We start from the raw sequence: 19,528 nt of genomic DNA, 5'->3' as shown, positions 1-19,528 counted from the left end.
TCACCCTCCCTTCGGTGGCACGATCTGCAGATAGATCGCGGTGAGGATCATGTTCATGAGGAACAGCGTCAGGAAGGCGTAGACGACCGACATGTTCACCGAGTCGCCGACGCCCTTGGGGCCCTTGCCGGGGTTCAGACCCAGGTAGGCGGCCACCACGCCGGCGATGAAGCCGAAGATCACCGACTTGATCTCGCCCACGTACAGGTCCGGGAGCTGCGCCAGGGCCGAGAAGCTCGCCAGGTACGCGCCGGGGGTGCCGTCCTGCATGAACACGTTGAAGACGTAGCCGGAGGCCACGCCCACCACCGAGACCAGCCCGTTCAGCAGCACCGCGACCGCGATGCAGGCCAGCACCCGCGGCACCACCAGGCGCTCGATCGGGTCGACACCCAGCACCCGCATGGCGTCGATCTCCTCGCGGATGGTCCGGGAGCCCATGTCCGCGCACATCGCCGATCCGGCCACACCCGACACCAGCAGCGCCACCACCATCGGGCTCGCCTGCTGGATGATCACCAGCACGCTGGCCGCGCCGGTGAACGACTCGGCGCCCAACTGCTTGATCAGCGACCCGACCTGCAGCGAGGTGACCGCGCCGAACGGCACCGACACCAGGCAGGCGGGCAGGATCGTCACGCTGGCGATGAACCAGAACTGCTGGATGAACTCCCGCCACTGGAACGGCGGCCGGAACATCATGCCGAGGACGGTGGCACCGAGCTGGAACACCTGCCCGATGGTCCGCAGAGCGGTCGCCGGGTAGGACACCACGGTGTTCAACAAGGTGGACCTCCCGAACGTGGCGGTGGCGGGGGTGGAGAGCTCATCTCACCGGATCCTTGGATTGTCGGCTCAGTCAGCTAGGTGCCATGTCCGTGATCAGCGGGCGCCGTCAGGGGCTGTTCTCCGGTCCCGATCACTCGCGACAGGCGGTCTACTCACCGGTAACACCCTGGCACACGGCCCTCTTCAGGGCCTTTTCTCTCGATGACAAATCAGGATGCGCAGATTGTCATCGAGGTGCGCGCCCGAATCCGGCTACAGCTTCTGGGACACGCAGGTCGAAGAGCGGTTGAAGGCATCGGAGATCTGGCGGTTGCTCCGCAGGTCCTTCACGGGGCCCTCGTAGGTGGCGTACGCCTGCATGGCCTGGTTCAGGCCGGCGACCGACTTCTCGAACGTCCTCACGTTGGTGGTCTGGGCCCTGTTCATCGCGACGGTCGCCTTGGCCACCCCGACCTTGGCGGTCCGCAGGTTCTGCAGGGCCTTGTCCAATGCCTGCTGCCCCCCGGTCACCGGCGGGGCCCCCGCGGTCGTCAGAGTGCTCTCCAGGGCGGTGAGGCGGCTCGACAGATCGTTGAGGAACTTCAGGTAGCCCGCCTTCTTCGCCTTGGGGTCGTTCGGGTTGGAGAAGGTCGGCGGCATCAGGGAGCCCACGTTCTTCCCGACCAGTTCGCAGACCTTGCCCGCCCAGGCGACGTCCGGCCCGAGCTCCGGCTTCTTGTCGTCGGACCCGCTGCATCCGGCCGCCGACAGTCCGGCGACCGCGGCCATCACGACTCCGACAATCAGTCGACGTGTCATAGGGATTGCTCCTTTACACCGGTGACAGCCGCTGCCTCCCCGCGAACGTGCGAACTCGGCCGGCTCCGGAGGGTTACCGACTCCTGATTCCGGCAGCTCGCAGCGGGAACACTGCGGGAACGTGCCGAAAATCATAGTGAGGCCCGTCATACGAGTATTAGCAGCGGCGCAAAAGATTCGAGGCCGCAGGGCGCCACGGCGCTCAATGTTGTTAGCAGTCGATGAGGGATTCCGGATGGTACCCGGCCCGTGACGTTGCCCGGCCGGAACCGGCCGGGCAACGCGGAGCCCCCGCCCCCACCGCCGCGGGACGACGGTGAGGACGGGGGCCGCAAGCGCCTACGTTTCAGTCAGCCGGCGGAACTCACTTCGCCGGGGTGGCCTTCACGTTGACGGTGTTGCCCGGACCAGCGGTCATGCCGCTGATCAGCGGGGTGAGCAGACCACAGCCCGAGACGGAGGGCAGGGTGTAGGTACCGGCGAGGTCGCCGCCGCCGGCCAGGCTGAAGTTGGTGGACTTCAGCTTGATGTCGACCGGGGAGGTGGTCTTGCAGGAGTCACCGCCACCGATCTGGATGCCGAACACCTTCACCGACTTCAGCCCGACGACCATCTTGGAGTTGGAGGTCAGGGTGGTGCCGGACAGCGTCCCGGTCGTCTGACCGTTCTGCGTGAAGGTGATGTCCGCGGTCGTGGGGATGAAGCCCATGATGCGGAAGTTGCCCTTGGTGTTGTTCAGCTTCAGGGCGCCGGTGTAGTCGCCACCGGTCAGCTTCCCGGCGATGCTGCCCGAGAGCGGCACGGTGCCGTTGGCGGCCTTGATGCTGGACGAGCCGGCCAGGCTGAAGTTGAAGTCGCCGCCGGTGGCGACGGGCTTCGTCTTCAGCTTGATGGTCGACGCCGCGGAGGTCTGACCGTTCTTCTTGGCCACGACCTTGAACTCGTACTCGGTGTCGGGGTTCAGACCCGTCGCCGTGTACTTGCCACCGGTGCCGGGCTCGGTCTTGCCGTTGGCGGTGACCTCGTAGGTCACACCGGCGACGACGTCCCACAGAACCTGGATGGACGAGGTGGTGATCTCGCCGCCACGCAGGTTCGCGGGGGCCGCGAGCTCGCCCTCGAGCGTCGTGACGTCGATCGAGGTGCCCTCGGACTTCACGCCGCCCTTGACCGCGAACACGGTGAAGGTGTACTTGGTCGCCTCAGACAGACCGGTCACCTGGAACGCCGGGGTGGTCAGCCCGTCCTTGATGGGCTGCCCGTTCTGGTGCACCTCGTAGGTGACACCCTCCGAGCCCTTCCAGGACAGGTCGACCGTGGTCTTGCCCGGGGTGCCCACCAGCTCGGTCACCGGGTCAACGACGACCTGCTCCTTGGCGGTCCTGGCGGTCACCGGGGTCGGCTGGGACTTCTTGCCGTCCTTGACCGCAACGACGCTGAGCGTGTACGGGGTGTCCGGGTTCAGGCCGTCCACCGTGTGGGAGCCGGTGGCGATGTTGCCCTCGTCGAGCAGCTCGCCGTTGTAGACCTCGTAGGTCGTACCCTCGACCGCGTCCCACGTCAGCGGGATCGAGTTCGTGGTCGGAGTACCGGCCTTGACGTTGGTCGGCGCCGGGACCTCCTCGTCGCCCTTGATCACGACGGTCGTCGCGGCGGGCGAAGAGGTCTGCGTGGCGTTCTTGGCCACGATCGAGAAGTCGTGGGAACCCACGCTCAGACCCTTGATCCGGACCGTGGTCTGGTCCGTCTCCTGGCTGCCGCCGGCCCAGGTCACCACGTAGCCCGTGGCGCCCGCGACCGCGTCCCAGGACAGGTCGGCGGCGCCGTCCTCATCCTGAGCCTGCACGCCCTTGAAGTTGGCGGGAGCGCTGAGAACCGGGTCCTCGTCCTTGACCTCGACGGTCGTCGTGGCGGGTGCGGAGGTCCGCGTGTCGTCCTTGGCGACGACCGAGAACTCGTGAGAGCCCACGGGCACACCGGTGAACTGCGCAGCCGGGTCGGTGACCTCCTTGGTCTCACCGTTTCCGGTCACCACGTACTTCGTGGCGCCCGTGACGGCGTCCCAGGTCAGGTTGACGGTGCCGTTCTCAGCGACCGTGCCCTTGAAGTTACCGGGCGCGGCCAGGTCCCCGGCGGGCGGGATCACGACGGTCACCGTGGCGGCCGGAGAGGTCTTCGTGGCGCTCTTGGCCACGACCGAGAACTCGTGAGAGCCCACGGGCACACCGGTGAACTGCGCAGCCGGGTCGGTGACCTCCTTGGTCTCACCGTTTCCGGTCACCACGTACTTCGTGGCACCCGGGACGGCGTCCCAAGACAGGTCGACCACACCGGTCTGACCAGCGACGACCGTGCCCTTGAAGTTACCGGGCGCGGGCAGGTCCGGGTCCGGCGCGGTGATCTCGATGGCCGGCGACGTCGCGGAGGACGCGGCCGAGTTGTTCCGAGGGTTCGCCTTGTCGAACGCGCGCACCTTGAAGGTGTACGAGCCCGGGGTCAGGTTCGGCACGGTGACGGTGGTGTCCGCCGCACCCGCGCTCACCCTGGGGGTGGCCTCGTCGTTGACGAAGATGTCGTACCCGCCGACACCGGTGGCGTTCGCGCCCGTGTCGGTGGAGGCGTTCCACTTCACTTCGGCCGACTTGCCGTCCGCACCCTTGGTGGCCGTGACGCCCTCAGGAACGGACGGAGCGGTCGTGTCCACCGGAGGCGGACCACCATCGGTGATGTTGAAGGAGGCGATGGTGGTGTCGGTCTGACCCGCGTTCAGGGTGCAGTTGACCGAACGGTACGGCAGGAGCTGCCCCGGGTTCTGCGGGTCCGGGTCGTGCAGGTCGGGGTGCAGACCGCCCCCGGCCTTCTTGGCGACGAGCCGCATCTTGATGCTGCCGAGGCTCATCTTGCCCGGGCCGGTCTCCCGGAACAGGAAGGACGGAACGGAACCGGTGATCGGCACCGGAATGGTCCAAGGCTCCGCGTCCTCAGGGATGAACGGCGGCGGCGGAACCGGCAGCTCGGGCACCTTCACCCCGAGCTTGGCCGTCATCGTGCCCGGGTCGGGGATCTCGGGGATCTCCGCCGGGGCGTCGATGGTGACGCCGGCGCTGATGTGCGTCACAGGCTCACTCAGCGACGCGAGGCCCACCATGGTGGTCTTGTCCAGCGTGACCTGGCTGGTGAAGTCCGTCCGACCGGTGTTGGTCTTCAGGTCCACCGTCTTGGGGAACGCGGCGGTGGCCTTGATGTGCATGCCACCCTCGCTGATGATCGGGTACGGCTCGCACGTGTAGTCCAAGTCGAGGGTCTTGGACTCCCGCGGGTGGGGGTTGTCGCCGTACGCGGGAGCCGCCGGCTGCGGCCAGGTGTCGGCCGCCGGCTTCGGCGGGTTCTGCCCGGACGCCGGCGTCCACTCCCACTGGTGGAGGGTGTTGGTCTCCCCGTCCGCCAGCTTCTGGTAGCAGGTGACGTTCATCACGCCGAGCGGGGTCTGGCTGCCGTCCGCGAACATCGGCGTGACCCGCATGGTGATGTTGCCGATGTTGACCTTGGCCCAGCCCGCCGCGACCGACTTGAAGCTCGGCGTGTTACCGGTGGCCTTCACCGGGAAGGCGCCGGATGCCGGAATGGCCGTCTCGCCGACGGTCAGACCCGTGGTCGCGTTGACGCCGGTCGGGCTGTCCGGGGTGTAGGCCCTGGCGTCCGCCCGGATCTGGGCGGTCATCTTGGCGGCCCCCAGCATGGCGAGGCCCTCGGTGGTCTCAGCGGGGATCTGGGCGTCCACCGTGACCGCCATGGGCCCGGTGGCCGTCCCGGCCGCGAGCCGGTCCGGGAAGTTCGCCGTGACCTTGGCGGTAAGGGTCTGCAGGCCCAGCAAAGGGTAGTCGCAGATATAGGTGACGTTCTTCTCCACCGCCGCTGACGCGGAGGTTGCGAGCGGAACCAGGCCAGACGTGGCCGTCGCCGCCGCGGCCAAGAGCACTCCGGCTCTGGCCATTCTTCTGTTGGGTTTCACCTGCTGCCTTTCATCTACGGAACAGGTTGACCGCCCCCGCCGCCGTGTCACCACGGCGGCGGGGAACGCTCTGGGGTGGGCCCGCAGGCCCCGACTGAATCAGGCCTTCGGCGTGAGGTTCAGGTCGATCGTGTTGCCACTGCCCTGCGTGAAGATGCTGAGGATGCCGTTCAGGGCGCCACAGTTCTCCAGCGGGGCGATCGAGTAGTTGTCAGCGATCAGCTTGCCGCCGAGCTTGGGGTTGAAGAACTGCCCGGGGGTCGAGTGCATGTCGATGACGGACGGGGCGTTGGCCCGGCAGTTGGCCTGCGCGTGCAGCGGGATGGCGCCGAACACGGCCATCCGCGGGAGGTAGATCCACATCGTGGACTTGGTCTTGATCTCGCCGTTGGCGTAGCTGCCGACGGTCTTGCCGACCTGCTCGAACCGCACGTCGGCCGTGACCGGCAGGAAGCCCAGGATGCTCATCGGGCCGCTGGTCTTGTCGAGGGCGAGCTCGCCCTCGATCGCACCGGAGACACCGTCCACGCGGACATCGATGCCACCCTTGAGCGGCACGGTGCCGTTGGGGGCCTTGATCTTCGAGCTGCCGGCGAGGTTGAAGCCGTAGTTCAGCGTGCCGGGCACGTCGCTCCGCTGGGTACCCGGGAACCAGGGCGGACGCTCCCACGGGGTGGGCAGCGTCTGGTCGCCGCTGACGACGTCCATGTCGACGACCTTCAGGTCCTGGCCCGACTTCGGCGTGCACTTCGACGCGAAGGTGCCGAGCGCGGACGGGCTGCCGTCGGCCTTGAGCAGGGAGATCTTCAGGTCGAAGTCACCCAGGGTCGCGGTCACCTTGCCGGTCTTGGTGAACTTCAACGCCGGCGCGGTGCCGAAGCCCTGGATGCTGAAGCTGCCCGAGTCGGGGATGCTCGTCTTCTGCAGCGCGCTCGCGATGTTCACCTGAACATTCGCGCTGTCCGGCGAGGCGACGACCGCCTTCGAGATGGCGTGGCCCTCGATGCTCGCCGCGTCCACCGCCCGAAGACCCTCGGTGGTGTCGGCGCCGAGGTTCGCCGTCCAGCGGGTCTGAACGGTCCCGGTGGACTGGCCCGAGCCGATCTTCGAGGGCAGGTTCACCTCGATGTCGACGTCGAGGCCGCGGTCCCCGATGAGGGGGTACACGCAGTTGTAGCTCAGCTTCGTGGCGGCCGACGCCGTTCCGACGCCGACGGTTCCGACGAGGCCCAGCGCGGCACCGGCGGCGGTGCCCAGGACGAGGCTCTTCCTCGTCACGTTCCTGAGATTCACTTGACACCTTTCTGATATGAAACAGTCTGATGGCGGTGTGGCGCTCATCAGTGGATCTCGCGGCCCCCGAGGTTGGTCCAACCCTCCTCTGCCGAGTCTCCTGAGTTCGGGTTGAATCAGGGACTGTGCGGATGCCTGTTTCGAACCTCGGGCGGATCCGGCGCCGTCTCGGGCGACCCGAGCTTTTGCCGTTTCTAGAGGTTTCGTGGACGTAAACTACTGAAGCCCGAGGGGCCGGTCATCAGCCTGACGTGACAAGTTTCACGTGATGCGACTCACTCAGGCCACAGGCACGAACCGGTTGACACACGGGGAACACAGCCGGCGATCAGCCGGATTCTCACCGTTGCGGAGGGACTGGGGTGGAGACGAGTTCGCCCGCGGGTTCCGCTCGGTGACCGAGCGGAACCCGCGGGCGATTGATAGAACCCGAGACGCAGCCTCAGTTGGTCGCGCCCGCACTCGGCGCGGCGCTGCGCAGGGTCTCCACCACACATTTCTGGATCGCGTCGCGCTGCGCCTTGGGCAGCTTCTTCCGGGCGTCCGGGACTTCCTTGAGCCCTTGCCGATGGATGCAGTCGATGTACTGCTTCTTCGCCCGCGCATTCGTTGCGGGATCAGGCGTGTAACCGGGAGCTCCGCCCCCGCCCGCGGGCGCCGTCGTCGATCCACCGCTCTTCGGCGGCTGCGCGGCGCCGCCGCCGCCACCGTCGTCACCACCGCCTCCGCACCCGGTGCCCAGGAACAGGACACCCGCGAGCGCGAACACACCGGCCGGTCGCATCAGGCCTTTCATTGGAACCCCTTCCCACCGCAGCCCAACAGGCCGGACCGGCCGTTTCTCAGGGATGCTCGTGTGTGACTCGATGGCAGTGACCGCCATCACAGGAACCGAAGTCTACCGGCTGATCGAACATTGAAACAAGAAATTCATTTGAAGTACGGAGCCTGCTCGTCCATTGACAGAAAACGCCGAGCGCGTTGACTCCGCAGCACTTGTACGGGCGTCACGCGGGCCGCGAATTGCCGTGCCGTGTCGCGGACCCGTGGCGCTCGGCCACGGATCCGCGACAGGTCGTCAGCGCTGTGGCGCCACCGGGCGGCACTCCTTGCTGGAGTCGGGACGGCACAGCGGCCCCTGGCGGATCTTCATGAAGTTGCCGGCCCCGGAGATTGCACCGATGAACAGCGCGTCCATGTCCTCGTTGCCGCCGCACCCCTTGAAGTGCGGGATCATTCCGTCCCCGGTCAGCACACCGCCTTCGAGAATGTCCTTGAAGTCGGCGGGCTTGGCCTTCAGCTCCAGCGTCATCGGAGTCCCGGAGACGCAGTTCGGTCCGAGGTTGAGCGGCGACCCGTTCGCGGTGGCGCCATAAATGCGCACCATCACCTTGGCCTTCGCCGTCAAGTCGTACCCCTGCTCCTTCTCGACCCATCTCCCGTCCATGGTCCCCTCACCCACCTGGGTGAGCTCCATGGTGGCGCTGGTCGCCATGAAACCGAAGGTGAGGAAGGTCGCCCGCGAGACCAGTTTGCCGTTGAACCTGAATCGGGCCTTGATGTACTGGTTCTCGACCACCCGGTAGGCGACCTTGGCATAAATCGGGTTGCTGGACGGATCGTTGATCACCGCCGCGCCGTTCAGCTTCTTCACGTTCGTGAATCCGGCCATGTACACACAGCCCCGGGAATTGAAGCCCGCCGGCGGATTCGGATACGTTTCGCAGCCCTCGGGGGCACCGCCCTCGGTCCGCGCGATCACCGGTGGACTGGCAAGGGACTCGTTCCCCGCCGCGTCCTTGGCCTTCACGGTGAGGGTGTAATTGGTGAGCGGCTGCAGCCCCTCGGCCCAGCCGTCGGGGTCATCGCCGGGGAAGGTTCCGGCGAGCTTTCCGTTCGCGTAGACGTCGTACCAGGCGACGCCCACGTTGTCGGTGGACTCGGGCCACTTGATCCGGATCCACGATCCGCCGGCGTGCGTCATCTCCGGCTTACCCGGGGCGGACGGCGGCACCCTTTCCGGAACGTCGGGTCCGGTGTTGACGGTCACCGGAGCGCTCGGCCCGGAAAGGTTGTGGCCGTAGTCGCGGGCCTGCACGGTGAGGGAGTACGCGGTGTTCGGCGTCGCCGGCAGCGTGGCGGTGGTCTCACCGCCGTACGTCTCCAGCAGTTTCTGCTCGCCGTTGTAAATGACGTAGCCGCCCACACCGATGTTGTCGTCGGCGGCGTTCCAGTCCAGGGTGATGCTGCGGCCCGTCTGGGCGACGACCCTCGGAGCGGTCGGAGCGGTCGGCGGTTCCTCGTCCTTTTCAAGAATGTCGAACTCGGCGAGCACCTTGTTACCGGACTTGTACGTACACGGCACTTCCAGGCCGTCCAGATCGGTGACGCTGCCGTCCAGCCTCTTGAGAACGGGGCGGAGCGTGAGGTCCTTGATCTCGATCCGGCCGGCGCCTGCCTTGGAGAAGACCAGCCGTGTCGCCGACCCGTCCGCCTTCACCGAGAAGGCTCCGCCCGGCGGAACCCGTCGCTTCTCGATGCGGGCTCCGGTGACGACCCTGAGCCCGTTGGGGAACTCGGGCGCGCGCAGCACCGCCTCGGCCTTCGCGGCGCCCTCGATCGTCATGCCGTCGAGCGCGCGCAGGCCCTGGGTGGTCTTGCTGTTGACCAGCGACACCGTCTTGAACTCGAGGGCGGGGATCGCCAACTCGTCCACGATCGCCTTCTTCGGCATGTTCGTGGAGACCTTGACCTGCACGTCCTGCTCACCGATGAACGGGAACTTGCACCGGTAGATCAGCGAGACCGCGGACGGGGCGGCGTCGGCGGACGGCGTGCCGCCGATGCCCACGAGGGCCAGTGAGCTGCACAGCATCCCGGCCGTGACGCCGAGCGTCAGAACAGCCCTGCGTTTACTCGTTCTGGTCGAACCACTCATGGGGCGCCTCCGGTACCACTGATCGGACATGTCCGGTCACCACACCGGGACGAGCGTCAGGCCGGCGTTCTCCTGGCCGTCGTCCAACATGTCGAGGAAGAGTTGGAAGGGATCGTCTCCGACGGCCTGGGTGCTTCTGCCGACGGCCGGCACCCGGGTCCTGACGGTGAGGGTGTCGCTGAGCGCGGAGCCGTTGCCGGCCCGGTCGAGCGCCCTGATCCGGAACTTGTAGAGGGTGTTCGGTCGCAGGTCGGTCATGACCGCGGTCCTGCCGGCGACCCGGCGGGCCGGCTTGCCGTTCTTGAACACGAGGTAGCCGACGACGCCGATGTTGTCCCTCGACGGCGACCACGCCAGCGACACGGTTCGGGGGGTCCTGGCCGTCATCCGGGGCTTACCCGGCTTGGTCGGCGCCGCCTTGTCGGGCGCGGTCGCGGCGATGAGGGCGCGGCTCCACGGGGAGAGGTTGCCCGCCAGGTCCCTGGCCCGGACCGTGATCTTGTACGACCGTCCGGGGATCAGCCCGCCCAGAACGGCCTTGGCACCGGTGACCCTGGTGGCCAGGGCGCCGTCTCGGTACACGTCGTAGCCGGTCACGCCGATGTTGTCGGTCGCCGGTCGCCAGGCGACGGACATGCTCGTCAGCGTCCTCCCCGCCAGGGTCGGCGCGGGTGGCGCGGACGGGGCCCGGGTGTCGGGGCCGTTGGCGGTGCGCACCTTGAGGGGCGGGCTCGGCTGTGACTTGTTGCCCGATCCGTCACGGGCCTGGACGGTGAACGGGTATTCGGTGTTCGGGTCCAGGTTGGGCACGGTGACGGTCGTCCCGGTGCCGTAGGTCGTGATGACCTTCGTGGTGCCGTTCTGGGGGTACGAGACGTCGTAGCCCGACACCCGAACATTGTCCTCGGACGGGTTCCACTTGAGGGAGACGCTGTTGGCCGACTTGCCGGTCTCCGTGAGACCACCGGGAACGGTCGGCGCGGCGGTGTCCGGCTCCGCGAGCAGGTCGATGTCGGCCAGCCGGTCGTTCTGGCCGGGGAGCTGGTCGCACGTGTCCTTGACGACACCGAGATCGGTCAACGCACCGCTCGCGGTGCGCGGGGTGATCGTCATGTCGATGGTCTTGACATTGATCACCGCCTCGCCCGGCTTCGTCTTATCGAAGACCAGAGCGGGGGCCGAGCCCTTGGCGGAAATCTCCGTCGGGCGGTAGGGCTCGTCGGCCGGGACCCTCGTCTTGGGAATGGGGAGCTTCACCCGGACCTTGAGCGGCGTCTCGCTCTTGGCCTTGATCTCGGGGGCGTCGATCGTGGACCACGCCGTGGCCTCACCCTCGATCGTGGCCGCGTTGGCCATCACCATGCCCTTGGTGGTCTCCGCATCGGTCAGGTTGATCGAGCTGATGGCGAGACGCGGGGTCATGTACCCGATCGGAACGGCATCCGGATACTCGAGCCTGGCTCGCACCTGGATCGGCTTCTCACCCAGCAGCGGGAACTTGCACTGGAAGTTCAGCGTTACCGAGTGATGGTGGGCTGGATACGCCTTGGTCGGCGGCTCTTCTCCTGGGGAGAGCACCAGGTCCGGCACATGCGGCTCTTCCGCAGGCCTCGGGTTGTCACCCTTGAACCAGAACGTGGTCAACACATTTCGCTGGCCGGGCTTTTGCCAACATTCAGCGGCCAGAGTGCCCAATGCCGTGGGCTTGCCACTATTGTCCAGCGGAGTCACCTGGACCTGGAGCCTCTGCGCAATCTGGATCCAGCCCCAGCCTTCTGCAGTAGACTTGATCTGAGGACCTTTGCCGTAGGCATCCATCATGAAGGGACCCGACTCGGGGACCTTGGTCGCACGAAGTCTCACCCCTCCCACACCCAAAATTGGATTGGATACGGTCGGAGTCTTTATGTAAACATATGCGCGAGCAGCGTCGGAAGGCTGTGTTGGATCACCATCTCCACGCATGGAGGCGGCGTTCATCACGTATAGACCCTCGGTGACGTCGCCACCGATAAACGTCTCCGCCGTCATTTCAGGAATAAAAGCGGTGTTGATCGGTATCTCTCGCGGAACTTTCATGGAGATCTTGGCGGAGATGTCCTTGGCGCCGATCAATGGAAAGTTGCACCGGTAGTTCAAGGTGATCGACGAGATGGGATCGTCCGCAGCGGCGGTACCGGTGCCCGCGACGCCGATCAGGCCGGTCGCGGCCGTGACCGCGGCGGACAGGACCGCTGCCGTCCTGAAGTTCCTGGAGCTCTTCTCGTACCTCAACCGGCTACCTCTCGTGACGGAGTCATCACCGGACCGCCGAACGGGACCGCCGAAAGCAAAGTGGGGTCAATCTTCCGCGGAAGGCTAACAGCGCCCTGGCGACACGCGGATCGGTCCGTGGTGAGCATCTTCATCCGTGATTACTCATTCATCTGTAGAAAAACCTGGTCTCGATGAGCACCCGGGACCTCAGGCGGCGGCGTCCTCCTGAGAGGGTGCGGTGGTGGCAGTGCGGATGAAGGCGGCGATCTCGTCGATCGCCTCGTGGCCCTCGGGGACCGCCCCCGCGAACGCCTGGAACACGTGGATCTGGCCCTCCCAGATCTGGAGCCGGTGCGGCACCCCGGCCTCGGCCAGGCGTTCGACCATGAGGTCGGCGTCGTGCCGCAGGGCCTCCTCGGAGCCGCACATCATGAAGACCGGCGGCAGGGCCCGCAGGTCGCGGTCGACCGGGGCGGGCGACGGGGCGTCCTCCATGCCCGCCAGGAGCAGTCGCTTGAGCGCTCCAAGGCGGTGCGCCGGTATATAGGCGTCACTGCGCGTGTGCGGGTACGACGCGCGGGCCTCGTGGTCGAGGTCGGTCAGCGGGGAGAGCGCGACGATCGCCGACGGAACGGGAAGACCCTGCTCGGCGGCGGTCAGCGCGGTGGTGAAGGCGAGGAACCCGCCCGCCGAGTCGCCGGCGATGACGATGTTCTCCGGCGCGTACCCCTGCGCGAGAAGCCCGCGGTACGCCTCGAACGCGTCCGCCATCGACACGGAGAGGGGCGCCTTGGGGAGTTGCCGGTAGCCGACGGACAGGGCGACGGCGTGGGAACGCTTGGCGATCCGCGCCACCAGACGGCGGTGGGTGCGCAACCCACAGGTGAAGAACCCGCCACCGTGCAGGTAGAGGATGACCCGCCCCTCCTTCGCGCCCGGCGGCCGGACCCACTCCCCGCCGAAGTCGCCGAACGACACGGGCTCGATCTCCGTACCGGGCGGGGCGGGCATCACGACCGCCGCCCCCAGGTCGAAGACCCCGGCCAACCGGAGCATGGACGGCGTCAGCGGGCTGTAGGCGAACACCGGCCGGATGGCGATCCGCATGAACCTCTCGAACCGCTTGGCCTTGGAGCTCGGACCGCCCTCCCGGACCTCGATCGTCGGCTGCATCAAGACGCTCCTCACCCCGGAACACGTTCCGATCCCAGTGCTCGTCGCGGGACGAGAGCAGCGCCGAAACCGCGCACCGACCCACAGAACTGGCCAGATGGTAGTGATCCAGGCCACTCCGGCACCCTGCCCCCAGGTACGGATTTGCGCCTGAAGTTGTTGCCCAGGTGAGTAAGAACGCCCCTGCGGGGCTGGTCACGGGGGTCGTCGGGTGCCCACGGACGCTGAGTCGCCCGTCGGCGAGGACGCACACCGGGTCCACACGGGCCACGCCACCGAAAGCCGGCGCTCTGTGCTCGGCGCTCGCGGGCCGCCGGCGGCACCAGCGCCCACCGGAAGATGTCCCGCGACTTCGTCGACGCCGACCCGACATCCCGGCATGACCGGGCACGATGCTCCGCTCAGCGGCTTTGAAACCACGATTGCCCCTGGGTCGATCGGCTGTTCCCTGACCTCGTTCGGAGCCGTTGAATCGTCATCCTTTGGTGGGTGGGGCGTTGAATCTTGGCCGCAATCGGCCATGAAACCCCGTCTCAGGTCGCCGGAGATTCGGCTTCGTCATCGGGTTGCCAAAGAAGTCGAGGATCCGTGATGTCGTGCGGCCGATTATTGTGAGTTGTGGCCGAGACATCCGAACGTTCGGGCGCGCCCCTCACCTGTCATCGGCAGGCGCGTCACCTCCGACGCGACCAGGGCCTGACGGCGGCGGCCGTTCCGCGCGGATTCGTTGTGGTTGTTCCGCCCTTGAGAGACGTACGATGTGCCCCCGCTGACCGTTTTCCGTCCATCGTGACTCCCGAAAGTGCGAGGACGGGAGGCACACAGACATGTTGCAAGAAAGGAAAGGAAGCACGTGAGACTGAAAAGGAACACGGTCAAGAGCGGTGCGTTCTTGGTCGCGGCCGCGACGGTGGCCTCCGGGGTCGTCGGGTCGGCGTCGCCAGCCTCGGCGGATCCGGTGAGCCTGTCGCTGACCTACGTCTGCGATTACCCGCTGATCGGCACCAAGGAGATGACCACCACCGTCACGGCCGATGTGCCCGACCGGCTTCGGGTCGGCGCCGGCACCGGGGTCATCTCCATGAACGCGGCCGCCCAGATCCTCAAGGACACCACCGAGGGCCTCTACACGGTCGGCGCGGACACGATCAGCGGCAGCATCGTCGCGGAAGGCGCCGCGTACGTGCCCAGCCACCCCAGGGGCGTCCGCTTCAACACCGCACTCGTCATGCCCCGGCAGGATCTTCCCGAAGCGGGCGACTTCCAGGTCACCGCCACCGGCCGCCTCCCCACGATCGTCTCCACCCGACGCGGCTGGGGACGGCTGAACGTCGGCAACCTGACCATGAGGCTCAAGGTCCTGAACGCCGCCGGACAGCCCACGGCGCTCGGCTCCGAACTCGTGATCAAGTGTTATCAGAAACCCGGCGCCAACCCGCACAACACCCTCGCATGGATCTTCTGGGGCGGGCGCAAGGCACACCACAAGCCCGACGATCGGACGATGCCGACGACCCCGCCTCCCGTCTACGGCACCGACACCCGCACACCTGCGCGCAGAACCGTCGACCTCGACTACCGATGCGACATCCCAGGGATCAACCGGTTCCTCGGCCCAGACGCTCCGATGACTGTCGAGGCGAGGATGGACTCCCCAACAGAAGTCACCCAGCGTGCCTACACCCAGCGGTCCGCCGTTGGCATGTATGTGACCTTCCGCCAGCACAGCGTGGAGGGCCTGTGGTCCCTGGATGAGCCGGTGAAAAGCATCGAGGGCAGCCTTGTCGCCAGCACGCCGGCAACCTTCCCGCAGGTTCCGACCAACCCGCTCAACGCTCGCATCAAACTGCCGATTCCTAAGCAGGACCAGCCGGATCCTCCGTTCACTGGATACCCTGAACCGTGGACGCTCTATGGCATTGAGGGCTCGCTTCCCCCACTCGTCTTCACCCAGCCCGGTGACGGGAGGATCGGCTTCGGCAACTTCACTCTGAGCTTCATCGCCCGCAACTACAGCGGCGCACTGCACCCGCAGATCCACGACGACCCGACGAACCCGGGCCACCTCGTGCCCGTCGCCAAGGCCACCTGCGTCCTCGAACCGCACGAGACCGAGACCACCCTCAGCCAGTTCACCATCAAGTGATCGGCAATCAGACCGAATAGGTTCGCTGCGCCGACCAGATGGCGGGAGCGCGGCGCTGCATGGTCGAAACCGGCCATGGAGCGCCGCCCTGCTGGTCAACCTGGCCCTTCTCCCTCTCGGGATCGCTGACACGGTTCCTCGCTGTAAAGCCTTACGACCTACGGTTGCCGCCCGCACGAGTATTGATCTATTGCCCCGCCAGTCGCCACCGGAACGCTGCACCCTTGGAGGCGCCACACGTGGAGGGTCACGCCAGGTCGCGAGAGCGGCCTCTTGCGAGCGTCGCTTGCCGACCACTCGGGGAGCATTGCAGCGTTCTCACCCTCACTTCGTCGAAACCGATGATGTACGGTCACGGCGAACCAATCCGGCCCACCGAGACCCTATGCGGGGTTCGTCAAGCCATGGAAGCGGGCGGGCGCGCGTTCAGTCGGCCTCTGTCTCGCTGATGGCCGATTTCGGCCGCCGGCCACCCCCTGAGCGGTACGCGGTGTCCCGCCGACCAGCGGGAACTGCAACCTTCTTGCCCCGGTTCTGAGGCTTGAGTTGCGATCCCGAGAAAGTTTCATTGACCTGACACAGGAGTCGATGTCCTCTGTAAGAGATCCATTCTCGTGAGGAGGACGTATGTTCTTGCGTTCACGAACGACTAGTCCAGGGTCCGCGGTGATGCGCCACGGCCGGGTGTTGAGGGACCACCGGGCTTCCGTGGCCAGGGCGCAGACCAGGCGGTGGGCACGTCGGTGGACCGCCGTCGGCATCGGCACCGTCACAGGACTGACCACCTTCGTCGGCCTTGCCGCGCCGGCATTCGCCGGAACAGCCCTCGCCCTGCCCGGCTCCGTTGACGGCGGCGGGCACCACAGCCTGCTGGTGGTCGCCCCGAGCGGATCTGGGGGCAACCAGGTTTACGCCACCGGCCTCAATGCCGATGGTCAACTCGGCAACGGCACCACAACCGATAGCAGCACCTTCGTCAAGGTGCCTGGCTTGAGCGGTGTCCGAGCAGTCGCCGCCAACGGCTACCTTGGCGGCGGATTCTCTCTCGCGCTCAAGCACGACGGGACGGTGTGGGCGTGGGGTGAGGGCCCCCTCGGCAACCCCTCGCACGTCGGCGCCGATGGCCTCGGCGAGAGCCACGTTCCGGTGCAGGTCAGCGGCATCACCAACGCGACGGCCATCGACGCCGGCGCCGATCACGCCATCGCGGTTCTGGCCGACGGCACCGTCAAGACCTGGGGCGCGAACCACGCCGGCGGACTCGGCACCGGCACCACGAACCCCAGCCCCGGTCCCGTCACCGTCCTGACCGGCGTCTCCACCGGTCACGGCAGCGTCGCGGCGGGATGGGAATACTCGGCGGCCGTCATGGCCAACGGAACCGTTAAGACCTGGGGGTACGGCGCCAACGGCCGGCTCGGCACCGGCAACACCGTCAACAGCACGATTCCCGTCACCGTCCCCGGCGTCGCCAACGCCACGCTCGCCGAGGCCAAGATGGACGCCACACTCGTTCGGCTGTCGGATGGCACCGTCAGAGGGTGGGGCTACAACTACTCGGGTCTACTCGGCACGGACTCGGGCGGTGACGTACTCACACCGGAAGTTGCGAACTCAGGTGAAATGGCTCTTCACCTCGCCCTCGGCTGGAACAACAGCCTCGCCACGAGGCGGACCACATTGGGAACCATTGAAGTACGGATGTCGGGGCTCTTCCCCGGGCAGGGCTTCCCCCATATCTCACCCGGACACCCCACCGCCATCTCCACCACCGCCCAAGACAACGCCTTGATCGTGCATCCCGACGGCTCCGTTTGGGGCCAAGGCTTCAACCCTTCTGGAGAACTCGGTGTAGGCGACACCGATCCACGCCACGGCATCGTCGCCGTTCCCAAGACCTGGTGACCTGGCCCCAATAATCCGAATCGGATCCTCGCCCGGCTTCGGGAGACCGCTCCTGAAGCCGGGCAAGTCGCGCTACCTCCCCATGGCGTCACGCGAAGGGGTCGTTCCGGCGAAGGCGCGCGAGCACGGCACAGCCGACCAGTCGGCGTAGGACGAGTTGCAGTCGAGGACGGCTGCGCCGTCCCTACGGCTGAGGTGGTCCACCACGGCCCACCCCGGCATCCGGGACGATTCGGGCTTGGTACACAGATCCAGGTTCTCACCCCGGGGTCGTCGCTGTAGTCGATGACGGCGGTGCCCGGGCGGAGGTCGACACGCGTACGCACCGCTCAGGCCGCCGGGGCCGCCGCGGAGAAGAGGGAGTGGACGGGCGGGCGCGAGTCCTGGAGAGCCGCGGGGCAGGTCGGTCGGACAACGAAAGGGTCACCGCCTCCGATCAACTTGGAGGCGGTGACCCCGGTTCGGTGTCTCAACGTCCGTGAAGCGGATGGCGTCCCGCGCCCGTGCCGAGGGCGGTGGAGAGCGGGCGCCGGTCCGGGTCAGCGGCTCCAGGTCTCCAGGACGGCGGTGAAGGTGTTGCGGGCGGTGGTGTCGCCCACGCCCAGCTCACCGGTGCTGTTGTCGCCACGGCCCCAAGCGGAACCGTCCGGGTGGGTCACCAGCGTGTGCGCGCCGGAGCCCGCGCCGATGGCCGCCGGTCCGCCGGGGGCGGAGTGATTCGCGCTGATCGGAGTGTGGCCGAAGCTGTACCCCATGTTCCACACCTCCCAGCCGCCTCCGCTGTTGGTGCGGAGGACGGCGCTGTGGTTCTGGCCGGTGGCCAGGCCCTGCACCGCGGTCAGGCCGATGGCGTTGACGGGGGTGGGGGCCCACCCGTCAGGGGAGCCGGTGCCGTCGCCCAGATTGCCGTTCCAGTCGTTGCCCCAGCCCTTGACGGTGCCGGCCGAAAGGCGAACGAGCGTGTGGGTGAACTTCGCGCTCGCCTCGGCCACCCCGGTGAGGCCCGGCACGCTGACGGGTGAGGTCACCGGGTCATAGCCCTCGGCGCCGATGCCGAGCATGTCCTCCTTGCCCCATGCCTTCACGGTGCCGTCGGCCAGGACGACGACGGAGTGGTTCAGGCCCGCGGCGGCGGCCCCGTAGGTCGTGGCGGCACCGGTCAGCCCGGTGACCGTCACAGGGGTCGCGCTCGCCGTGGTGGTGCCGTTGCCCAACTGGCCGTGGCTGTTGCTGCCCCACGCCTTCACGGTGCCGTCCGACAGAACGGCGACGGCGTGGGCGGCGCCGGCGTCGATGGCCACGGCGTTGGTGATGCCCGAGACCTGAACCGGAACGCTGCTCTGAGTCGAGCCGTTGCCCAGGTTGCCCTGGCCCCAGGCCCACACCGTGCCGTCGGCCTTGAGCGCGAGCGAATAGTGGACGTTGGCCGACACGGCCTTGACCCGCGTCAGGTTGCGCACCTTGGTGAACACCGTGCTGTTCACCGTCGAGTTGTTGCCGAGCTGACCGACGGCGTTGGAACCGCTGGCGTAGACCTCGTTGTACCCGGTCGAATCCGGCTTGGTCACCAGCACCGAATGGTCGTGACCACCGTCCACCGAACCCGGCACCGACTGGGCCGGGCCGGCGAGCGCCGGCGACGCCGCCACGACACCCATCGTCATCACTCCCGCGACACCCAGCGTGCCCGCGGCCAACCGGCCCCAAGCCCGTCCCGCACCCGCCGCATTCCGTTCGCCTGACCTCGAACGCATCATCGCAAGCCCTCCTAAAAGAGGCACCTCACCAGACCACCGACCCATCGAGCGGGCCGGCGGACCCGTTGTGAACATTGCAGCCAGACGATAACCGGCAATTCTCGGAGGACAGAATAAGAATAATGCGCATCCGGAGATCAACTTTGCTCACCCGAGTGAGTCATCATCCATTCCATATGACGAACAAACAATTTTGTCAAGGCCCGTGCAGCATACTCTTACTGGCCGCCACCGGCCACGGAAAGGCCCAACCCTTGGAGGGTGAGATTCACATGTTTGATAGAAGATCACTAGATCGGGCTGCATCTGCCCAGGTCATAGACGTGAGATTACATAACGGACAGCACGGAAAGATGATTAACACAAACACCTAATCACACCATTTCTGGCCCGACCTACTTCCCGGCGCAAGGTGTCGCACGTCTGATTTCCGGGAGCGGAGAACAACCTGGGCGGTCTTG

Annotated in this window: 11 protein-coding genes; 2 read left to right on the top strand and 9 right to left on the bottom strand. The window is 66.8% G+C overall.

The window, feature by feature from the left end; all coding sequences use genetic code 11:
* The 8 genes from DFJ69_RS16070 to DFJ69_RS16035 all read right to left on the bottom strand — a co-directional run bounded on the left by DFJ69_RS16070 (position 1) and on the right by DFJ69_RS16035 (position 13,259).
* Positions 1–774: an MlaE family ABC transporter permease gene (locus tag DFJ69_RS16070; protein ID WP_425453419.1), complete on the bottom strand. Its 774-nt coding sequence runs from the start codon at positions 772–774 to the stop codon at positions 1–3.
* Between the two features lie 267 nt (positions 775–1,041).
* Positions 1,042–1,587: a hypothetical protein gene (locus tag DFJ69_RS16065; protein ID WP_147312335.1), complete on the bottom strand. Its 546-nt coding sequence runs from the start codon at positions 1,585–1,587 to the stop codon at positions 1,042–1,044.
* A gap of 364 nt (positions 1,588–1,951) precedes the next feature.
* Positions 1,952–5,497 (bottom strand): fibronectin type III domain-containing protein, encoded by a 3,546-nt coding sequence (locus DFJ69_RS16060; RefSeq protein WP_170177687.1) that lies wholly within the window; start codon positions 5,495–5,497, stop codon positions 1,952–1,954.
* Positions 5,498–5,698: 201 nt separating this feature from the next.
* Positions 5,699–6,877, bottom strand: coding sequence for a DUF6801 domain-containing protein (locus DFJ69_RS16055; RefSeq protein WP_147312334.1), 1,179 nt, complete (start codon positions 6,875–6,877; stop codon positions 5,699–5,701).
* 457 nt (positions 6,878–7,334) lie between these two features.
* Positions 7,335–7,688 carry a hypothetical protein gene (locus DFJ69_RS34335; protein ID WP_170177686.1) on the bottom strand — a complete coding sequence of 118 codons (354 nt, stop codon included), beginning with the start codon at positions 7,686–7,688 and terminating at the stop codon, positions 7,335–7,337.
* 282 nt (positions 7,689–7,970) lie between these two features.
* Positions 7,971–9,830 (bottom strand): fibronectin type III domain-containing protein, encoded by a 1,860-nt coding sequence (locus tag DFJ69_RS16045; RefSeq protein ID WP_147312333.1) that lies wholly within the window; start codon positions 9,828–9,830, stop codon positions 7,971–7,973.
* A 36-nt stretch (positions 9,831–9,866) separates the two neighbouring features.
* Positions 9,867–12,104, bottom strand: coding sequence for a fibronectin type III domain-containing protein (locus DFJ69_RS16040; protein WP_116023266.1), 2,238 nt, complete (start codon positions 12,102–12,104; stop codon positions 9,867–9,869).
* A 189-nt stretch (positions 12,105–12,293) separates the two neighbouring features.
* Positions 12,294–13,259 carry an alpha/beta hydrolase gene (locus tag DFJ69_RS16035; protein WP_116023264.1) on the bottom strand — a complete coding sequence of 322 codons (966 nt, stop codon included), beginning with the start codon at positions 13,257–13,259 and terminating at the stop codon, positions 12,294–12,296.
* An 853-nt stretch (positions 13,260–14,112) separates the two neighbouring features.
* Here DFJ69_RS16035 and DFJ69_RS16030 point away from each other — a divergent pair.
* The gene (locus tag DFJ69_RS16030) at positions 14,113–15,405 is read left to right on the top strand and encodes a DUF6801 domain-containing protein (protein WP_147312332.1); all 1,293 of its coding nucleotides are present in this window, start codon (positions 14,113–14,115) and stop codon (positions 15,403–15,405) included.
* 708 nt (positions 15,406–16,113) lie between these two features.
* Entirely contained in the window at positions 16,114–17,310 is a 1,197-nt protein-coding gene (locus tag DFJ69_RS16025) for an RCC1 domain-containing protein (protein ID WP_170177685.1), read from the top strand.
* A gap of 539 nt (positions 17,311–17,849) precedes the next feature.
* On the opposite strand, the gene DFJ69_RS16020 is transcribed toward DFJ69_RS16025, so the two are convergent.
* Entirely contained in the window at positions 17,850–18,974 is a 1,125-nt protein-coding gene (locus DFJ69_RS16020; RefSeq protein ID WP_170177684.1) for an RCC1 domain-containing protein, read from the bottom strand.
* Positions 18,975–19,528: the final 554 nt, after the last annotated feature.

The sequence above is a fragment of the Thermomonospora umbrina genome, assembly GCF_003386555.1.
In the GTDB taxonomy this organism is placed as follows: domain Bacteria; phylum Actinomycetota; class Actinomycetes; order Streptosporangiales; family Streptosporangiaceae; genus Thermomonospora; species Thermomonospora umbrina.
The sequence above is the reverse complement of the archived record's forward strand: the minus strand, read 5'-3'. Positions and strand labels throughout refer to the sequence as shown.

Coding starts and splice junctions, on each gene's coding strand:
- DFJ69_RS16065 (WP_147312335.1), bottom strand. CDS start 1,587: ATGACACGTCGACTGATTGTCGGAGTCGTGATGGCCGCGGTCGCCGGA.
- DFJ69_RS34335 (WP_170177686.1), bottom strand. CDS start 7,688: ATGAAAGGCCTGATGCGACCGGCCGGTGTGTTCGCGCTCGCGGGTGTC.
- DFJ69_RS16045 (WP_147312333.1), bottom strand. CDS start 9,830: ATGAGTGGTTCGACCAGAACGAGTAAACGCAGGGCTGTTCTGACGCTC.
- DFJ69_RS16035 (WP_116023264.1), bottom strand. CDS start 13,259: ATGCAGCCGACGATCGAGGTCCGGGAGGGCGGTCCGAGCTCCAAGGCC.
- DFJ69_RS16020 (WP_170177684.1), bottom strand. CDS start 18,974: ATGACGATGGGTGTCGTGGCGGCGTCGCCGGCGCTCGCCGGCCCGGCC.